Annotated in this window: 19 protein-coding genes and 1 pseudogene; 12 read left to right on the plus strand and 8 right to left on the minus strand. The window is 68.1% G+C overall.

The features are described 5' to 3' along the window. Nucleotides 1-148: 148 nt before the first annotated feature. On the minus strand, nucleotides 149-751 hold the full coding sequence (locus ACFVYR_RS37795) for a helix-turn-helix domain-containing protein (RefSeq protein WP_389613969.1): 603 nt from the start codon (nucleotides 749-751) through the stop codon (nucleotides 149-151). Between the two features lie 105 nt (nucleotides 752-856). On the opposite strand from ACFVYR_RS37795, the pseudogene ACFVYR_RS37800 reads away from it, so the two are divergent. From ACFVYR_RS37800 to ACFVYR_RS37810, 3 genes and pseudogenes are all read left to right on the plus strand, one after another. Further along, nucleotides 857-2,137, plus strand: a pseudogene (locus ACFVYR_RS37800) (IS701 family transposase). Nucleotides 2,138-2,697: 560 nt separating this feature from the next. Further along, nucleotides 2,698-3,111 carry a hypothetical protein gene (locus ACFVYR_RS37805; RefSeq protein ID WP_384263592.1) on the plus strand — a complete coding sequence of 138 codons (414 nt, stop codon included), beginning with the start codon at nucleotides 2,698-2,700 and terminating at the stop codon, nucleotides 3,109-3,111. A gap of 2 nt (nucleotides 3,112-3,113) precedes the next feature. Beyond that, nucleotides 3,114-3,422 carry a transcriptional regulator gene (locus ACFVYR_RS37810; RefSeq protein WP_384263589.1) on the plus strand — a complete coding sequence of 103 codons (309 nt, stop codon included), beginning with the start codon at nucleotides 3,114-3,116 and terminating at the stop codon, nucleotides 3,420-3,422. 71 nt (nucleotides 3,423-3,493) lie between these two features. Here ACFVYR_RS37810 and ACFVYR_RS37815 read toward each other — a convergent pair whose 3' ends face one another. Beyond that, nucleotides 3,494-4,102, minus strand: coding sequence for a hypothetical protein (locus ACFVYR_RS37815; protein WP_384263586.1), 609 nt, complete (start codon nucleotides 4,100-4,102; stop codon nucleotides 3,494-3,496). A 239-nt stretch (nucleotides 4,103-4,341) separates the two neighbouring features. Here ACFVYR_RS37815 and ACFVYR_RS37820 point away from each other — a divergent pair, with 239 nt between their 5' ends. Further along, entirely contained in the window at nucleotides 4,342-4,809 is a 468-nt protein-coding gene (locus tag ACFVYR_RS37820) for a hypothetical protein (protein WP_384263584.1), read from the plus strand. Between the two features lie 184 nt (nucleotides 4,810-4,993). On the opposite strand, the gene ACFVYR_RS37825 is transcribed toward ACFVYR_RS37820, so the two are convergent. Beyond that, a complete protein-coding gene (locus ACFVYR_RS37825; RefSeq protein WP_384263594.1) occupies nucleotides 4,994-5,359 on the minus strand; it encodes a transposase in 366 nt (121 codons plus the stop codon). A 370-nt stretch (nucleotides 5,360-5,729) separates the two neighbouring features. Here ACFVYR_RS37825 and ACFVYR_RS37830 point away from each other — a divergent pair, with 370 nt between their 5' ends. From ACFVYR_RS37830 to ACFVYR_RS37840, 3 genes are all read left to right on the plus strand, one after another. Then, complete coding sequence (locus ACFVYR_RS37830) at nucleotides 5,730-6,080, plus strand: hypothetical protein (RefSeq protein ID WP_384263582.1); 351 nt, start codon at nucleotides 5,730-5,732, stop codon at nucleotides 6,078-6,080. Nucleotides 6,081-6,562: 482 nt separating this feature from the next. Continuing rightward, nucleotides 6,563-7,090: a hypothetical protein gene (locus ACFVYR_RS37835; protein ID WP_384263579.1), complete on the plus strand. Its 528-nt coding sequence runs from the start codon at nucleotides 6,563-6,565 to the stop codon at nucleotides 7,088-7,090. Between the two features lie 10 nt (nucleotides 7,091-7,100). Beyond that, nucleotides 7,101-7,616: a hypothetical protein gene (locus ACFVYR_RS37840; RefSeq protein ID WP_384263577.1), complete on the plus strand. Its 516-nt coding sequence runs from the start codon at nucleotides 7,101-7,103 to the stop codon at nucleotides 7,614-7,616. 78 nt (nucleotides 7,617-7,694) lie between these two features. On the opposite strand, the gene ACFVYR_RS37845 is transcribed toward ACFVYR_RS37840, so the two are convergent. Together ACFVYR_RS37845 and ACFVYR_RS37850 are read right to left on the minus strand one after the other, a co-directional pair. Beyond that, a complete protein-coding gene (locus tag ACFVYR_RS37845; protein ID WP_384263575.1) occupies nucleotides 7,695-8,102 on the minus strand; it encodes a restriction endonuclease in 408 nt (135 codons plus the stop codon). Then, entirely contained in the window at nucleotides 8,099-8,614 is a 516-nt protein-coding gene (locus ACFVYR_RS37850) for a hypothetical protein (RefSeq protein WP_384263573.1), read from the minus strand. Before ACFVYR_RS37850 ends, ACFVYR_RS37845 begins: the two co-directional genes overlap by 4 nt. Nucleotides 8,615-8,787: 173 nt before the next feature. On the opposite strand from ACFVYR_RS37850, the gene ACFVYR_RS37855 reads away from it, so the two are divergent. From ACFVYR_RS37855 to ACFVYR_RS37865, 3 genes are all read left to right on the plus strand, one after another. Beyond that, a complete protein-coding gene (locus tag ACFVYR_RS37855; RefSeq protein WP_384263570.1) occupies nucleotides 8,788-10,017 on the plus strand; it encodes a hypothetical protein in 1,230 nt (409 codons plus the stop codon). A gap of 7 nt (nucleotides 10,018-10,024) precedes the next feature. Then, nucleotides 10,025-10,591: a GNAT family N-acetyltransferase gene (locus tag ACFVYR_RS37860; protein ID WP_384263567.1), complete on the plus strand. Its 567-nt coding sequence runs from the start codon at nucleotides 10,025-10,027 to the stop codon at nucleotides 10,589-10,591. A 1,228-nt stretch (nucleotides 10,592-11,819) separates the two neighbouring features. After that, nucleotides 11,820-12,611 (plus strand): replication-relaxation family protein, encoded by a 792-nt coding sequence (locus tag ACFVYR_RS37865; protein WP_389613981.1) that lies wholly within the window; start codon nucleotides 11,820-11,822, stop codon nucleotides 12,609-12,611. A 55-nt stretch (nucleotides 12,612-12,666) separates the two neighbouring features. Here ACFVYR_RS37865 and ACFVYR_RS37870 read toward each other — a convergent pair whose 3' ends face one another. Beyond that, nucleotides 12,667-13,272, minus strand: coding sequence for a hypothetical protein (locus ACFVYR_RS37870; RefSeq protein WP_384263564.1), 606 nt, complete (start codon nucleotides 13,270-13,272; stop codon nucleotides 12,667-12,669). Between the two features lie 820 nt (nucleotides 13,273-14,092). Continuing rightward, nucleotides 14,093-14,539 (minus strand): hypothetical protein, encoded by a 447-nt coding sequence (locus ACFVYR_RS37875; RefSeq protein WP_384263562.1) that lies wholly within the window; start codon nucleotides 14,537-14,539, stop codon nucleotides 14,093-14,095. A gap of 242 nt (nucleotides 14,540-14,781) precedes the next feature. Here ACFVYR_RS37875 and ACFVYR_RS37880 point away from each other — a divergent pair, with 242 nt between their 5' ends. After that, nucleotides 14,782-16,227 (plus strand): NF041680 family putative transposase, encoded by a 1,446-nt coding sequence (locus ACFVYR_RS37880; protein ID WP_384263559.1) that lies wholly within the window; start codon nucleotides 14,782-14,784, stop codon nucleotides 16,225-16,227. Nucleotides 16,228-16,579: 352 nt separating this feature from the next. Here the strand turns inward: ACFVYR_RS37880 and ACFVYR_RS37885 are convergent, their stop codons facing one another. After that, nucleotides 16,580-17,437 carry an ArsR family transcriptional regulator gene (locus ACFVYR_RS37885; RefSeq protein WP_384263557.1) on the minus strand — a complete coding sequence of 286 codons (858 nt, stop codon included), beginning with the start codon at nucleotides 17,435-17,437 and terminating at the stop codon, nucleotides 16,580-16,582. A gap of 243 nt (nucleotides 17,438-17,680) precedes the next feature. Here ACFVYR_RS37885 and ACFVYR_RS37890 point away from each other — a divergent pair, with 243 nt between their 5' ends. Beyond that, nucleotides 17,681-18,295, plus strand: a complete 615-nt coding sequence (locus tag ACFVYR_RS37890; protein ID WP_384263555.1) for an RICIN domain-containing protein — start codon at nucleotides 17,681-17,683, stop codon at nucleotides 18,293-18,295. Nucleotides 18,296-18,328: the final 33 nt, after the last annotated feature.

The following is an 18,328-nucleotide window of genomic DNA, read 5'->3' on the forward strand; positions in this document are numbered from 1 at the left end:
TCGGCTGGCCGCAGACCGCCGTAGACCCAGGTCTTCTCCGGTCCGCGGCTGTAGTCGAGTTCCGCTTTGATCCGGTGCCCGTCCGGTGACCAGCCCGGCGCGGGCGGGAAGGTGCGCGGGATCACCGGCCCCAGCTCGTCGGCGCAGATCACCGTCGCACCGTCGGGCGGGTGGGTGTAAAGCCCGATGATCCTTGTCCTTTTGGGACGAAGTCCGGGTCCTTCGACCGCGTCCAGGACCGGGTGCGCCGCCAGCGCACGCCCTCGCCGAGCAGGATGCGGCGAACCTGCGAGCGGCCCACCTCGATCCCCTCGGCCCGCGCTGCCGCGGCCAGGGAATCCAGAGTCCACTCCGGTGGCCCGGACTCGTCGAAGGCCCACAGTTCCCCGACCGGCTCCCACCGCAGCCGCCCCGGCGGCACCGTCTTGACCAGGGCGATGACCCTGGAGCGTTCCTCCTCGGTGATGCGTCGTTTGCGGCCCTGCCCGCCCAGATCATCCAGGCCTTGCAGGCCCGAGCGGTTGAAGCGGTGCAGCCAGCGCCGGACCGTCTTTTGGCTGCAGCCCAACTCCACCGCGATCGCCGGCACCCTCAGCCCCGACCAGCTCAGCTCGATCATCCGGGCCCGCATCACTGCATCACGCGGAGCCTTCCGTGCCCGCGACAAGCGGCGAACGACGTCCCGTTCGTTCTTGTCACGCCCCGGTCGTGCCCGTAACACCATCACCCAGCACCCACCCCCGAGCACCATCACCTACCCCGCCAACAAGACATATACCCAACCAAAGAGGAACCCAGCACTAATAGGACTCCGTTAGGTCTTCCTGAATGCCCTGATCACGAGCATGTTGGTGGTATGGACGCGCATGAAATGAACCGTTTCCGGGCGATGTTGGCGCTGTTCGTGGCGGATGTGTTCGCCTCGGTGCCGCGTAAGGATCAGCGGGCCAAGGGTGACTGTTATCTGCGGGGTCTGATGCTGGATGGCCGCCGCAAGTCGATCCAGGCGATGGCCTCTCGGCTGCCGGACGGCAACGAGCAGAACCTGCAGCAGTTCGTGAATCAGTCGACGTGGGATCCGGTGCCGGTGCAGCGGCGGATCAATGAACGTCTGTTGCCGCTGGTCAGCCCGGCGGCCTGGGTGATCGACGATGTGTCGGTGCCCAAGGACGGCCGGATGTCGGTCGCCACGGCTCCGCAGTACTGCGGAGCCGTGGGCAAACGCGCCAACTGCCAGGTCGCCGTCAGTGTCCACGCGGCAAGCGACACCGCCTCCTGCCCGCTGCAATGGCAGCTGTTCCTTCCCGAGGAGTGGGCCTTGGACAGCGTCCGCCGGGCCAAGACCCTCGTCCCGCCCGAGGTCACACACCGGGAGAAGTGGCGTCTGGCGCTCGACATGCTCGACACCCTCGCCGGCTGGGGCATGACGCCTCCTGCGGTGGTGGCCGATGCCGCCTATGGCACCAACGCCCGCCTGCGCGCCGCGCTGGATGACCGCCAACTCGCCTACGTGCTGGCCATCCGGGCCGATGTGACGGCCCACCCGTTCGACGCCGAGCCTCACGCCCCGGCCCGCAAGGGGCCGGCCGGCTGCTGGCCCCAGCCCCGCTACCGCGACCCCGCACCCTCAGTGGCGGCTTTTGCCGCGGGGCTCGAGCCAGAAGCCTTCACCACGCTCGCCTGGCGACATGGCTCGCGAGGGGAGTTACGTTCCCGCTTCGCTGTTGTCCGTGTCCGGCCGGCCGGTAAAGCTGTCGAGCGTCCGATCAAATCCGCTGCCTCAGCAGAACAGGGCTGGTGGGACGGGATCCTGCCCGACTGCTGGCTGCTGATCGAATGGCCCCAAGAGGCCGAGTCACCCACCGAATACTGGCTGTCCAACCTGCCGACGGACACTCCGATGGCCGATCTGGTCCGTCTGGCCAAGATCCGCTGACGCATCGAGCACGACTACCGCGAACTCAAGCACGGCCTGGGCCTGGACCACTTCGAAGGCCGATCCTGGCCCGGCTGGCACCACCACGTCACCCTCGTGACCGCCGCCCATGCCTTCCTCACCGAACGACGCCTGTCCCCAAAAGCGCCCGGGCCGGACTCACCCTCTATCAAATCCCCGACACCCTCCAGAACACCCTGAGGTGTTGGACCGGCATCTGCACCACCTGTCATCAGCCTCTGCCCACCCGAACACCAAGAGTCAGACAGACTTAACGGAGTCCTACTATTGGCGTGAGAGCGTCACACGACCACATGAAGTGGACCAGAGCCCCGCAACCGCGAGCTCACTGCCGCCCTCGCCCTGGCCGCTGCCCAGATCCAGTACGTCACGCTCGAAAGCGCTCGCTTCCGAGAAGCACTCGAAGCCCAAGAAGGAGTCGCCCAGCTCAGCAGCCGGGCGCGTTCCCACTGGCGCCTCACCGCCCTCGGTGCACCGGCGGCAAGGGCCGCGGGGCTTCGGTCGGCTCGGTCGGCCTGAATCGATGCCTGCGGTGCGGGGACCGGCAGGTTGCTGGGCTACGAGCTCCTTGCCAAACATGCCGAAGCTCATCTGAATTGGGCGTTCATCACCTCACGACAAGGCCCCGACCCGCGAGAGCAAGGGGTGCGCAACTTACGCTCCCTCCATCTACTTGCGACTTACGTAACTAGATGCAACTATTGAAACTAGTCGGGACCACACCGAGGGAGGAATCAGCCTTGGAACGCGAACTTGATGCGGAGGGGCAGCTCAGGTTGATCGAAGGAGCGCCGCAGTTGAACAAAGGGGCTGGCATTCGCGAGTGCGTTCTGGGCGTGCTCTCTTCCGCTGCCGTGCTGGCTGTAATGGCAGCAACCAGCATGAACGACGTTCCTGTTGCGCTCGGTGTCACCGCAATCGCGGCAGCCACGGCCGTGATTATCGGGTGGTACTGGTTCCACCTGAGGGCCACGCGACGTAGGCCCCACACCGCGGCGGAGAGCGCAGTGCTGGTGTTTTCCACCATGATGGTCGGAGCCCCCGGCTCCAAGATTCTCTGGGACAACCCTGCGCCCTCCACTGATTCGTGGATCGCGGCGTCTCTTCCGGCGGCGAGCTTCCTCGTCTACTTGGTTCTGCGATGGAGGCCCTGAGGATGACGGCCGAGCAGCCACGCGCGCATCTCACAACGGTGATGCACTCGCCAATCCGCTTGGCGATCCTCGGCTCGCTGCGCCATGTTCAACAGGTGACTTTCGCCGATCTTCGCGAAGCGCTGGACCTGTCTGCTGCCGAATTGTCACGTCAGCTCAGCATCCTGGAGCAGGAGGGGATGGTGGAGATTGCGAAGCTTCGTGAGCGGCGTCGGCCTGTGACGCAGGTTCGTCTTTCAGACAGGGGGCGCGAGCGCTTCGAGGAATACCTCGCGCAGCTTCGCCTGGTGGTACGGGGCAACATCCCCTGAGACCGGGTGGGCAGGCGACACCCCGCCCACCCGGCTCATCGTGCAGCTGCGTCATCCCGCAGCGAGCGGGTCTAGCTCCACGGCATGGCACACCAAACGGCGTAGCCACCCAAAGCGGCTGCCAAACCGACCACTCCGCCCTTCACGCCGATTTTGATACCCCGCTTGACGGCTTCCTTGGTGATCAGCTGGGCCGCCTTCTTCCACTCCTTGCCCTCGAGGGCCTTCACGATGGCAGAGCTGGAGCCCAACAGGCCACCCAGCCCAACGCCGTTCAGCAAGCAGGACGCGTAGCTGCGCTGGCTGGGAGCAGTCCCTGATGTGTCCAGGTGGGCGATCTCTCGAGCCAGGGCGTTGGCGAATTCCGCTCCGTAATCGGAGCGCGTCTTCTCGTAGTCGAACTTACCCTCAGCATCGTTGATCTTACCGTCGTAGATCGCCTCAAGGTAGACGCTGAGTTCGTTGATCTGATCCTGGGTGACTTCACCCACAGCGGCGGAAGCCACAGGAAGATCACCACTTACGGTGGCAGCGTTGGCGACGCCGATGCCGGATATTCCGACAGCAGCAGCGCAAACAGTGGAAACTAAGGCGATACGAAGGCGCGTATGGTTCATGGATACTTCCCCTTGGTGATGCAGGAGTTGACCGTCAGCAAAGCGAACGGCCTGCTGTGCCACCAACGCCGCACTCTCCTGCTCTTCTGCTGGGTTCTGATGCTTGGCGTTAAGCCACCCGTCACACTGCAGTCCTGACGGGTAGCCAGAACCGCCTGCATTGGACGCGCTTGACGGCCGATTAGGAATATAAGGAAGATCGCCTTGAGGTGGGTCCGGCAAACGTCCCTGTTTCGCGGGACCTTCTGCCCTTACCTGAAGTAACCACATTTCAGGGCTTACGCGTTGCCATCGGCCGCACGATGGCCATCCAGGACAAGAGCCCTCTGTCCTTCGGCGCACCGGATGGTGTACTCGGTGGGCCTACGCAGGCTCACCGTCAGACACCGAGCGGGCGTGCCGGACGTCGCTGCCCCCGCGCTCCGCGCGAACGACGGGGGTTCAACGACCGGCTCGCAGAGCGCGTTGAGACGGTCAGCGGTCAGCGAAAGACCGTCCATAACCTGAGCACGCACACCACCGACCTGCCGCTGACGGCGACCAGCGCGTTCGTCATCTGGCAGGGCGTCGGCATCGTCTCCCTGGTCCTGTCCTGGTTCACAGGCGCGGTCGATGCCCGGCTGACCTGGACGGCACATGGCGCCTGCTCGGTGTTCATGGTGTGGGACGCCGCCCCCGCCGCCGGCCGCCCCGTCGCCGCCGCCCTTGCGTCCTGGCCTGGACGATCGGCAGCTTCTTCGCCCTGCGCGGCCTGTCCCTCCGCCCGCTGATCCACCTGCACAACCACAACCACAATCACCCGGCTCGCTGAGAGGACGTCGTCATGTTCCGGATCATCAGCACGGCCCGGCTCGCTGAGCTGGACAACCTCGCCTCCGCGTTCCCCATGGTCCGGAGTGGCTATGAACGTCAGTTGGGGCTCTGGTCCACTTCATGTGGTCGTGTGACGCTCGGTCACGCCAATAGAACCCGCTTACGGAGGAGTTCGAATCCTGCGCGGCCGAACATTTGGCGCTTCAGCATCTTGATCCTGTTGACATGGCCCTCCACGACGCCGGAGTTCCAGGAGAGGGTAAGACCGGCGGTGACGGCGTCAAGGTCGCGCATGAGGTGCTGAGCGAAGTGGCGGAGGCTGGGCAGTTCGGTGGTGGAGCTGGCCGCTTCGATCCATTGGGGGAGTCGCTCCCCTTGCAGCTGGGTGAGCATGTGGGCGAAGAAGCGCACGTGCCCGGTGAGTGCTGTCAGTTCAGGGCAGTTGGCCAAGACGGCTTTGAGCTGGAGCCGGTCGCCTTCGGATAGTGCATCGGGGTCGGTGAGGATCCAGCGCGTGACGGTGCGGGCCGATGGTGGCCGGGGACCGACCGGCTGGGGCTTCCCGCGAAGAGTCCTGCTGACGTATTCCGCCGAAGTCGCCGCAGACGTCTCCCTGGACGCAGCGGGCCGCTGGCGTCACCCGGTGCGGCTGCTGCGGGTCCGGGACGACCTCTTGCCGACGGAGGTGCCGTTGTACGGCGGTGGTCCTCCGGCGTAGACGGTCATGCTGTTCTCCGAGTCCCGGGCGCAGCGGGAGGCCCGGCCCCCCGTCCCGTCTGCACCGGCTGCGGGGCGAAGTTCACCGACGAACGCTGGGAGGCGACACAGCCGAAGGACTGGGGCGCCCCCCCCGCATCTGTGCGACGGCTGCAAGCAGATGGCCACCGCGGCTGCCGCCAGCCCGGCAGTCGGCCTGCGGGAGCACCAGGAGCCGGACCGCCCGGAGGCGGGGCCCCACGACTTCCGTCGGAACACCCGGCGCCCCGTCTGCACCCAGTGCGGTGCCGACTTCACCGACGAACGGTGGCAGGCGACCGAGCGCGTCGGCTGGGGCACGACCCAGGAACCCCGACCGACGCTGTGCGGGGCCTGCGACCAGCGGCACGAGAACGACTGGGAGCAAGCCTGGCCGGGCGTGAAGGTGAAGCGCCTTGAGCAGGACCAGGAGCACGACCGGGCCGTGCCCGAGCAGAAGGCCACCGGCTGGCTCTCGCGTCTGCGCCGCTGAGCTGGGCAAGTCGCCGGCGGGCGCGGGCAAGCCCAAGGTCACCCTGAGCAAGCCCGCGCCCGTCGGCGGCAAGGCGGCGCGGGTGTTGCCCCGGGTGTTGGCGGCTGGCCATCAGTGTTGCCTCCGACGGGAGTTCGATAATGCGTGCCGGAGTGACTGGGCTCGGGTGTTCCGGTGGCCGGGGTGAGCCTGCTGCTCCGCCAGCTGGTGCGCGGCGCGGTGACAGCGTGGGCCGGGGTCCGGATCCATTTCTCTCGGTGTGACGTGCGGGCTCAGGGAGCCAAGCCGTGGCGCTCAGTGAGCCGGAGTACCGCCACGACCCTGCCGAGGGTCGTCGCCCCATCGCCGGGGATCGGCTGGTACGCGGAGTTGTTGGGCTGCTCTGCGCTTCGGCTCCGCCGCCGCAGGCGCTCGTCGTCACCACCCGCATCTGCCAGACCCCTGGTACACTCCACCGCCCCGCCGCGACCGGAGGTCATCTAGTGTTACCTGCACGGGTGTTCGCCGTTGCCCCGCTGGCGCTGGTGGTTATCGCCCTGTCCGGCTGCTCTTCCCTGGGCTGCACTGACACGACGGCGGAGCGCGGTAAGGCTGGTGTCAGGGTGCAGGTCGTGGGCACGGATGGGCAGCCTCTCGGCGTCACCGCCGCGGTCGTTGACTGGCGCCCTGAACCCCATCCGCAGGTGCCCTCCGACGGTGACCAGGTCCACTTCCGCTTCCGCTTCGACGGCGCCGATGAATATTCCGATCCCGCAGTGGACGCCTGCGCGGTCGACAAGAAGCGTGTGGCGTTGGGGTGTCAGACGGTGTCCTCGTCCCAGGCGTTCGGTCCGGCGGACGATCCCCACACGGGCGACGACTGGCTCGACGTCGAGCACCCTGAGCAGGTTGACGCAGTGCTGTTGATTCCCAATGACCAGTCCTACGACGGGCGCACCTGCGAAGTGGACAGCAAGGACGGTGGCGGGATGCATCCCCCGGAAGCACCCAGCAGGGGGGACCAGCTGTAGGGAGGTCAAGGTGGTTGAGCGCGGGGCCCGCCGCCCCGTCTGCGCCGGCTGCGGGGCGAAGTTCACCGACGAACGATGGGAGGCGGCACAGGCGACGGACTGGACCGGCCCAACGGACTCCCATCCGCACCTGTGCGATGCCTGCAAGCACAAGGCCAGCGCCGTCGCTCAAGAAGCCGACCGTCAGGAGCACCCGGAGCCACTTCCCGGCTGGGCCAAGCAGAAGCCCTTCCTGCGCTACGCCCGTCGTCCGAGGTGTACCGAGTGTGGGGCGGCTTTCACCGACGAGCGGTGGCAGGAGGTGGAGCGCGTCGGGCTGGGGCAGCCTCCCCGATGGGAGACCCACCTGCAGTTGGCGGGCCACTACCTCGAGCACCCCACCGACCCGGTCGCCGTCCGGTGGCGCGCCCTGCGCGTCATCCACGACCCCGACGACGAGTACGAGGACTCGCTGGTGCGCCACGGCCCGGCCCTCCTCGAGGGACTGCGCTACGTCCTGTCCCCGCATGTCGCGCTGACGTTCTGAGTGGAGAAGCCCCCGGCGGCGCTCGCCGGGGGCTTCGTTCGCCGCCCGGGCCCTCGGGGGGAGGCGCCGGGAGACGGCTCAGGGAGAGACGACGACCGCCGTCTCGTCGGTGGGAACTGCGGCTTGTAGCCGGTCCAGGCCCTCGTACAGGGCGCGGACCAGCCGCGCCCGGTTCTGCACCCGGTGCAGGCTCGTGCACGGCTGGGACAGACGGCCGTCGGCCTCCCGCAGGATCAGCTCGGCAAACAGCCGGAGCCCGTCGTCCTGGGGGAGATGCTCGGCCAGCTCGCGTACGTCGTCGGCGACGGCGTGTGCCGCCCCCGCGAGCAGGAGACCGATCTGTTGGTATTCGTCGGGTTTCAGCACCTGCGGGTCGGACCACGACAGGACGGCCCTGAACAGCTGCTCGTGGGTGGTGCGATCCAGCGGCAGTTCCGCGGCGACTACGCCCGCGGGGTCGTACAGCGCACTGTGACGGTCGCTCACGAGGCAGGCGCCTTCTCGGGGGTGGTGGGAGCATTGGTGCCCCGCAGATGGGCGGCGAACCGCTCGGCGTCGATCAGGGCGGGCGGCTTGCTGCCGCGCGGGTGACTGATCCAGTCCGCGGAGACCGTGGCGTCCTCGTGCGTGCTCGGGATGAGCAGCTGGTGCCCCTTGGACAGCAGCCGCACCCCGCCGATGTCCTTGAAGGCGTCACCACAACCGGTCGGCACCGCGACGTACAGCCGGTCGCGCAGGTGGTCGGCGATGACCCAGTAGCCGCGGCGGGTGCTCGCACCCATCGCGGCGAGTGCCTGCAGCCCGGCCGCCATCGGCTCGACGGACACCACGTCCCAGCCGGTGCCGCAGGCCAGCCAGTGGGTGCGTGTTCCGCCGCGCTGCCACCGGATCTCCTTGCGGGCGGTGACCCGGGCCAGCTCGTGCCACGTCGGCGCCGGAGGCTTGGTCGGCTTGGTCGTGTTCTTCGCCGTCTGGCCGGCGGCGGGTGTGTTCGCCACGGCGCTCTCCCTGCTGATTGCCTGTCACGTTCCGTCCAGACAACTCCCATCCGTGCGGGTGGGATCAGGTCAAAAGGCGGGCAGTTACCGACTGAGAGGCGGACAGTTTTACCTACCGGACGGTGCGGCGGGACTACCGTCGCCCACGGACACACCCGCCCCGGGGGCCGCTCATGGACGCACAGCGCAACGTGATCTTTAAAGACCTGCTGCGTGAGCACGGGTACAGCCACCGAGGGCTGGCCAAGGAGGTCAACCGCATCAGCGGGCGCATCTTCGGACGGCCCGGCGCATGCACCGACCGGGACGTGCGGCGCTGGGTCGCGGGCGAGGTGCGCTGGCCGACCGCACGTTACCTTCTGCCTCTCGTGGAGATTTTCGACCGGCCTCCCGAGGCGATGGGCTTCGTTCCCCGCGGCGCTTCCAGCTGCCTGCCCACCCCTCCGCCCCGGGCCGCCGACCGGGAGGAGGAAGATGTGAAGCGCCGCACCTTCGTGGTCGGGTCCACCGCCGCGTCCGTCGCCCTGGCCCTCGGACTGGACGAGACGCCGGTCAGCGGGCGGCTCACCTTCACCGACATCCAGCGCATCGACAACGCCATCGGGCGCCTGGACGCGCACTTCTTCGCAATCGGCGGCGGCCCGCTCCTCGCGGTGGCCGCCACCTACATCAGCCGACTGCGCGACGCCGTCGACGGCTGCACCTACGGACCCGGCGTCGAAAATGCCCTCCACGCCTCCATCAGCGGCCTGTACTCCGCCGCCGGATGGGCCGCGCACGACGACGGCCAGGAAGAGCAGGCCCGCCTGTACCACGCCGCCGCCCTGCAGAGCGCGATCCTCGCCGACGACAAGCGCGGCCAGGCCCGCGCCTGGTCCAACCTCGCCATGCAGGCCCGCACCGAAGGCCGCCACCGCGAGGCCCTCCAGATCAACCGCGCCGCGCTCGACTCCCGCCAGGCCCGTCAGGACCCGCGCATCGCTGCCCTGCTCCACTCCCGCCTGGCCATCGGCCACGCCCGCGCCGGCGACTACCGCGCCGCCGCGCGCTCCGTCCTCGCCGCCGAGGCCGCCCACGACCGCTTCGACACCGCCGAGCCCCCACCACCCTGGCTGCGCTTCCTGGATGCCGCCGAGATCGCCGGGCTGTCCGCCATCGCCCACAAGGCCATGGGACGCCTGCCCGACGCCGAAGTCGCCACCGCCCAGGCCCTGCAGCTCATCTCCCCGAACATGCGCCGCAACCGCGCGTACTACGGCGTCCAGCTCGCCGAACTCAAAGTTGCCCAGGGCGACCTGCACAGCGCCCGCACTACCGCCGCGGCCGCGGACACCTCCGCCCTCAGCAGCCGGCACATCAGCGACCGGCTCGCCGCCGTCCATCACGCCCTCGCCACCGCCTAGGAGACCCGTGACCGACATCGTCATACGGCACTACGACCACCGTGACGCCGCCGAGCTGCGCCCGCTGCTCTTGCAGGTGTACGCAGAGGTCTACGCGAAGGCCGCCGAGAACGATCCGTTCGCCTCCGTCGACCGCTTCGCCGAAGGTCTGGACGGCTGGTCGCAGCGGCCCGGCTGGAGCTGCGTCATCGGCTACACCGGCGACGGCCAGGCAGTCGGCTACGCCTACGGAGCACCCCTGCCCAAGGACGCCCGGTGGTGGCGCGGACTGCTCACCGAGGTACCCGCCGACGTCGTCGCCGAGACCGGCACCCGTACCTACGCGCTGTCCGAGCTGATGGTCCGCGAATCCTGGCGCAAGACCGGCACCGCCCGCCGCCTGCACGACGCACTGCTCGACACGCGCACCGAGGAACGGGCCACGCTCCTGGTCGACCAGAGTCACCCCAAGGTCCACGCGCTGTACGAGAGCTGGGGATGGCAGACCCTCGGAGACCTCCGCCCTCGCATCGCGGACGCGCCACTGTTCCACGCCATGCTGCTCCCGCTGCCCGGCCAGGATGGCCTGCGATGACCGCATGCACGGGGCGGCACACACTCCCATCCGGGAGGCGTGGAAGGGTACAAGTACCGGTATGGCCCGGGAGCGGATCCGGTGGCCGGCCGTGGTGGACCGGGCCCGTCAGATCGTGCACAGCTACGAGAGTGCCGTGACGCTGCGCCAGGTCATGTACCGCTTGGCCGCCTAGGGCGTGTTGCCGCACACGCCGCCGATGTACCGCCGCCTGTCCGCGCAGCTGGCCAGAGCCCGCCGGGAGGGCCGGCTCCCCGACCTGAGCGACACCGTCCGGGAGATTCACGTCCCGCCCTGATCGGCTGAACGCCGATCAGCTGGCGCAACCGGTCCGTGGACTGGTCGTTGGGCCCGTCATGAGGATGCGCAGATTGGCCCATGGGATCACTGTCGGAGTGACCATGCTGGGAGCGAGTCAGCTAGCTGGCCCGGCCTGGGCCGGGGGGATCGGCGATGTCCTATCGCCTGCGTTCGGGAACGGGTGCATCAACCACCACAGCGCTCAGGCAGCCGGCGTCACCCGCAGCAGTGCCGGAACCGTCGACGGCCACTTCGCCGGCATTCCTGTCAGCAGCCCCTTTAACCAGTGCGGAGGAGCCGATCTACCGGACCTGGACGACCCGATGATGGGGACGAAGACGTTTCTGGGCTCGGAGAACGGCGGATTGGTCGTGTAGTACTGCGATCGAGGCGGTAGATGCCTTTGTAGGAACGCTTGCTGGCGAACTCGGGCTGATCGAAGCCGCCCCCCCCTGCCGCAGAGACGGCTCGCCTCAGACTGGCGCGCTGACGGCCCCGAGGCCGGTCACCGACCAGTTGATCCATAGCCGCTCCTGCCTGATGATCACGGCTCGGTAACGGCGCTCGGTGGAGTGTCACACCGTCGACTTTCGCCACACCTCTACCAGGTGACGGGGACTTCCACCCGGTCCCCCGCGTCACCTGCGTGAGGAGCCTTGTCATGACGTACATCAGCAGCACCCGGCAGCCCGAGCCGGGGCCGCGCCAGACCGTGTCAAGGGGTGCTGAATGCCCGCCGGGCGGCCTGGAATCCAGTGCCGTGAACGGTGCCGCGAACGATTCCAACGTCGTTCCGATCACCGCAGGTCACACCGCCCGCCAGGGGGGCTTCCGGCGTGCCGACACCTTTCTCCCTGCCCCTGAGATACCGGCGAAGGGGAAGAAGTCCACTCCCACGGCCGGGAAGGTGCGTGCCGATGCGCTGCGGATGCTGGGGTGCGTGCGGATAGCCACGGTGCGGCAGATGGCTGAGGTGATCACGGCGGAGGAGGCCGACGGGCGGTCGTACGTGCGCAGGGCGATGAACAGGCTGGCGGAGCTGGGGCTGGCGGAGACGAACGGCAAGGCGGGCAAGCATCCGATCTGGAACCTGACTTCGGCGGGGCAGAAGGCTCTGGCCGACGGCAACGAGCTGCCTCCCCGACCGAGGGCCAGCACCGGAGCGAAGGCGGTGAAGGCCGGGTTCGGTCCGCACGGCGTCGCGGTGACGGACATGATCCTCGCCTACGGCGGCCGCAAGCATCTGACCGGCTGGCAGGTGGAGGTCAACCACGCCATCAAGGAGACCGGCCTGAGCTTTAACACCGACGCTGTTTTCGCGCTGCCGACGAAGACCAGCGAGGTGCGCCTCTTCGAGCTCGACAACGGCACCATGTCCCAGGCCCGGCTCGCACGTGAGGTCTGGGACTACGAGCGCTACGCCGGGCACCGCGTCTGGGAAGGCGCCCGCGGCACGATCGGCAACACGTTCCCGTTCTGGCAGCGCCACCGCTACACCCGCTCCCAGACCTTCCCGCGGCTGCACGTTGTCCTGGGGGGCAAGGAGGAGCACCTGCTCGACAACCGCCTCTTGGCGCTTGCCGACGACGTGAAGGGCATCGCTGTCGCGGTGTGGGTGAACACCCTGCCCCGGCTCCAGCGCGGCGAGCCCTGGCACGAGATCGGCGTCGACGACCCGGACCGGCGCCGCGAGCGCTACCCCGAGCCAGTAGGCCGCTGACAGGGTCGGGCAAGCCACCTCACAACGGTTACTTGCCCGAGAGCTGGTCGCCCGGCTACGCCATAGCGGCGGCCACGGTCTCCAGGACGGCGCGCTGCTGCGGGTCGACGGGACCGTTGGCCTGGCGCAGCGAGCGAAGCGTGACGCCTTCGGCGCACAGCCTGCACAGCCCGATCACCGGCATCGGACCGGCACCGATCAAGGTGTGCGAGGAAGAGCTCTTGTAGACGGGCCGGTAGCAGCCGGGGCGCAGCCGGCAGTCCTCGAGTTCGTCCGCCGACGGCGCATCCGGACCGAGCAGCGGCACGATCCGCAGAAGGTTCTCCCCGGCTTCGGCCCACAGCCCCATTGGCCGTTCCGCGCTCCGCTCGAAGACGACGTCGCCGTCCGGGTCCTCAGGGGTGCGGACCCGGGCCAGCGTGCCGACGCCTTCCTCGGGGTGGTCGGGCATGAACGTCAGAACGGTCCTGTGTCGGGGCCTCTCGGTCACGCCGAAGACGTGGCCGCGCCCGGCCGCGAGGGCCGCGCCCACCTCGTTCAGCCCGCCGTCGACGTCGTTGCGCAGGCGCAGCGGCCAGGAGGCCGGAAGGCCGTCGATCACGGCAGGGGACGAGGTGATCAGGATGCCGTTGCCGGACCGGCGGACATCCAAGTGCTGCATCCCCTCTGTTGAAAACACGGTGCCGAACCATTCCGTGGTCGGCTGGCCGCTCTCGTCCCGTGGGCGGCGTGGCTTGTGCTGCTTGTGACGTCCCATGATGGCCTCGCAGACGTGGCCCCGTGCGCGGACCGGTCGGTCCGCTGAACCCACAACCGACAACCCGCCGACCGGGCTACGCCAGGGGCCCGTCGTTCACCTATCCGGCCCATCTGGCTGTCGGGCCCCGCCGTGGAAGCGGTCGCTGTCAGCCGACTACGACGTCGCGTAGTTCCCGTACGGCGCGTTCGTGGTGGTGCTGGGTGGGGATCGCCTCGTACAGGTCCTGCACTCGACGGCGGACCAAGCCGGTGGCGCCAGCCGGGACGGCTGGCGAAGTCGCCGCGCCACCCGGCGGGATGACGAGGGTCAGGGCGCGCACTGCGCCCTGACCACGGCGTACTCAGGTATTCCGACGTCATCGACCGGAAGGCAGCCATGAGGCTTCACAGGCACCACAGCACGCAGCAGAACGCGGACACGCCGTTCAGGCACGGCGACCCGGGAGACCTGTGGCACGCGATGGCCCGTCTCCATGCGACCCATCCCGAGCCGGTCGGCCTCACACTGTCCCGGGCGGCGTGCGCCGTCTGTGCCAGGCCCGTTTGCGGCAGCGGGGAGAGCAGTACACCGCCGAGACAGGACGCTCGACCCCGGACGTCCAACTCGCCTCGCAATGGGGGCAGTTCGCGACGATGTCGTTCTTCACCGCCTCGGTCCTCGCCCGCGTGCGCCGCATCCGGCGCCAGTGCCGGGAGCGGCAAGGGAAGTGCGACTCGGGCTGTCAGGGATCAGGCCACATCTGGACGACCCACACCTCAAGCGGATCCTCATGAGGGCCTTCCGGCGGAAATGGCTCAAGCGCAACCAGGGCTTCCACGTGATCCCGCCCTCGGCAGAGCAAGCGCAGGTGATATCGCCCTGGCCGCAGCGCGATCTCCCCATAGGTGCAGCCGTGCAGGTCGAGGACTTCGAGGCGGTCTTCCATCGGGGAACGGAAAGTTCGGTCGTACTCCCAGGAGCCTGCTGGCTTGGCAGCGGGACCGTCCCATGTCTCCAACCGCACCAACGGGAAGAAGTCGTTGTCGCTAGAAGCAAGACTCCAGCCGTCTCCCGGGATCTGGACGATGTCGTCTTCTGCAGGCGCCTCCTCGAAGGGGATCGGGCCAATTTGGATGGTCCTGTGGCGCACACGCGGACGGACGTCAACAGCACTGATCAGACTGGGCACTTACTCTCCCCGGCAGGTTGAGCGAGCAGGAACCATCAGGCTATCCACTGATCTGCACTAAAAGACCTTCGACTTGTCATGCAAGGACCAGGAATAGGCACTCAGCTTGTTCCTTAACATCGGGCTTGATGATCCGCGCTCAGGAAGTCGCTCATTCGAGTGATCGCCGGACGTGGAGGCGGCCTTCTCGTGATCCTGGACTCTGCGAGGAGATCAGTAAGTTCACGAAGAAGGCCGCGGTGATGAGTGTGCTGCAACGGGTTGGTGGGCGGGAGGAGTTCGAGGAACTTTCACGCTTCCGGACGGACCTCTACAGGTGCCTGACGGTGCGGGCGGACGCGTTCTTCGACCTCGCCGACGCACTGTTGTGTGCGGACCGTCCGGACCGCACCCCGGTCGAGCTGTCGCTGACCGCCGAGCACCGTCGCGGCTACGGCTCCCTGTACGCGGCCCTGAACGACGGCCGCCTGGACACCGACCGGCTGCGTGACCTGCTGGCCGGCCTGCCGCTGCCGCGCTTCGAAGGCGGGCGGATCGTGCTGAGCGTGGATGTATCCCCGTGGTTGCGCAGTGACGCGGCCTGCTCGCCGGAGCGGCTGTTCTGCCACGTTCACGGACGTTCCCGCGAAACCGCTCAGATCATCCCGGGCTGGCCCTATTCCCTGGTCGCCGCCCTGTCTCCGGGCCCGTCGTCGTGGACTGCGGTCCTGGACGCGGTCCGCCTGGGCCCCGAGGACGACGCCACCGCTGTCACCGCCGCCCAGCTGCGCGCGGTGGTTGAGCGTCTGGTCCGCGTCGGCCAGTGGCGGACCGGCGACCAGGAGATGCTGGTCGTGATGGACGCCGGCTACGACGTGACCCGCCTGGCGTGGGTGCTGCGGGATCTGCCCGTCGAACTGGTCGGCCGCCTGCGCTCCGACCGGGTGTTGAGGGTTCCGCCACGGCCGCTGTCCTTCACCTACCAGCCCCTGGGACGCCCACGGAGGCACGGCCTGGAACTCCGGCTGGCCAAGCCGGAGACCTGGCCCGAGCCTGCACTGGTGACGGTCAACGACACCGACCGCTACGGCAAGGCCCACACCCAAGCCTGGGACCGGGTCCACCCCCGGCTGACCCACCGCTCCTCGTGGATCGACCACGCCGGCGAACTCCCCCTGGTCGAGGGCACCCTGATCCGGCTCAAGGTCCAGCGCCTGCCGGGCGACCGCGACGGACCACCGCTGTGGCTGTGGTCCTCGAAAACCGGTGCCACTGCCACCGACGTCGACCAACTATGGGACTGCTACCTGCGCCGCTTCGACCTGGAACACACTTTTCGGTATTTCAAGCAGGATCTTGGTTGGACCCGTCCGAGGCTGCGGAACCCGGAGGCGGCGGACCGGTGGACGTGGCTTGTCATCGCAGCCCACACTCAGCTCCGGCTCGCCGCCCCGATCGTCACCGACCAGCGCAAGCCCTGGGAGAAGACCGCCCGCTCAGGAGCCGCGGTCACCCCGACCCGAGCACGCCGAGGCTTTCGGAACATCCGACCCCAGCTCGCCAGTCCGGCCGGAGTTCCCAAACCCGCCCGCCCTGGCCCCGGACGCCCACCAGGCTCGAAAAACCGACACCCCGCCACCCGCTACGACGTGGGCAAAACAGTCAAACGGCCCGAGACCCTAATCGAACGCGATCAAGCCCGATGCTAAGGAACAAGCTTATCCGGGCGGCCCCAACTGAGTGCCTGGCCGCCGTGAACCACCGCGGCCAGGCACTCCGGCGACTGCTCGTGTCCGGGGCTGATCTAGGCGATGGGCGCCGGTTATCTCAGCCCGGCCACGCGGTGACCGCTCTCGTACAGGTTCCGCTCCTGCGCGGAAGTGAGCAGGCCGGGCTGCACGGCCAGGTGGAGGGTGGTGTCGGTGTTCACGAGCTGGTGCGGACCGGCCTGTCGCCGCCCCGGGAGCCTGCCCGGTCCGCAAGTAACCGCACACCAACGTGGTGGCTCACCAGCGGGGGAGCCACCACGACGAACCCCGCCACCGGCACACCCTGTCGCGATCACAGCCCGGAGGGTACTTCAGGCTGCGCCAGGCGGTAGCCCAGCGAAGTCGCGACGTGCGTGACGGTCTGCCCCATCCGCAGAGACTGAATCAGGTGGGCACGCCGCAGGACCGCCGCGTGCCGACTGGCTGCGGCGTCCGATACGCCGAGCAGGGAGGCCAGTTGCCGGCCCGTGGCACCTCCGGACAGGACAATGCTCGCCAGGGCCTCCGCTCTGCTGGCGCCCAGTAGCGTGCGCAGGGCTGCCCGTTGTCCCGGCCCGATGCGCGGGGCAGGCCCTGCGGGGATCCGGACGGTCAGCTGACCGCCGGCCGGCTCGGCCAAAGTGACCCGTCGACTGAGTGCTACCGCCTGAATCTGCAGGGATCTTTGGCCGAGTTCAAGGTCCGCGTCGAAGGCCGTCGGCAGTTCCAGGACGCCGTGACGGAACCCGACTCCGTGTCCGAGGTGCTGGAGCATTGCCGAGGCACCACTGCCGACGTAGATCTGGGAGAGGCCGACGGCTCGGGTCGCGACCGCGGATCGAATGCCCAAGCGATACGGCTCGATGGCGGTGCTGCGCACGTGGGCAACAGCGTTCTCCAAGACGCTGCGGGCCCGTTCCTCACCCTCAGCCAGGGCCTTGGTGAAAGGCGTGGGACTGCGCCGGGCGAACAAGTGGGAGAGGTACAGGCGGCTGACACCGTCACCGAGCTCCGGCGCAAAGCTACGCGTATAGAGCTGCGCCAACGAGGCCTGAGGCCGCCCACTTCGGACGTAAGCCACCCCGGCAGCGGTCAGTTCCGCGTCGAAATCCGGGAAGGCACAGATACTGACGCTGCCTAAGCCTGCGGTCCCGAGGTGAATCCGTATCAAGATTGGCCCCCCGTGCACTTGACGTCTCCATCAGGGCTTTTGCGCGTGCATGACGAAAGCTACCCCTGGCCGGGCACAACCGAAACGATGCGTACACACCACGGCGCGATGCTACGGGAAACCAGACTCCACACGGCCACCCGACAGCCTGATCGTGCCGCTTCGCCCAAGGCCGGCCCGAGCGGCCACAACGAGAAAGCCGAGCGGCCATGCCTGGCAGTGATCGCACACAAAGGGGAACTCATGAAGCTCAGGAACCGACTCGCGGCCGGCGCCGCGGACCCGGCAGCGTCCCAGCCTTCTCCGGGGAAAGGAAATTCCCACCTGCGTGTACGCAGGACACTGGCCCTCACCACTGCGGTCTGTTCTATGGCGCTGGCTTCACTGATGGGGGCAGGTGCGGGCAGCGCCAGCGCGGCCTCCCCGGTCGGGACGTTCCGGCTGAAGAACTACGGGTGGGGCAACTACTGCGTCGCCGCGACGGGCGGTACCGGCGCACGCACGGCGCTGGCCCCCTGCGCCAACACCGACTCGCAGAAATGGACGATCTATCCCGCAGGCGATGAAGGCGCGGGCGGCACCTGGTACGAGGCGGTGAACGTTGCCACAGGGCAGTGCCTGGACGCGGACGCCAACAACCTCACCGGCGGCGCGGCTGTCCAGACGTGGACGTGCAACGGCACCGGCCAACAGAGGTGGGGGTTCAAGATGAACGTGAACTACACCCAGCACATCAAAAACCTGGAAGCGTACAGAATAAGTTACAACCACCGCTTCCTGCTGGACATGGACAGCAACCGTCAGCGGCTGTGGTCAGACAGTGGCTCCAACAATCAGTACTGGACATGGATCGCCTGAGGCTGGTGTTGTGGTCGCGGCCGGGGTGGTGGT

It is taken from the genome of Streptomyces sp. NPDC058284 (assembly GCF_042881135.1).
Taxonomy (GTDB): domain Bacteria; phylum Actinomycetota; class Actinomycetes; order Streptomycetales; family Streptomycetaceae; genus Streptomyces.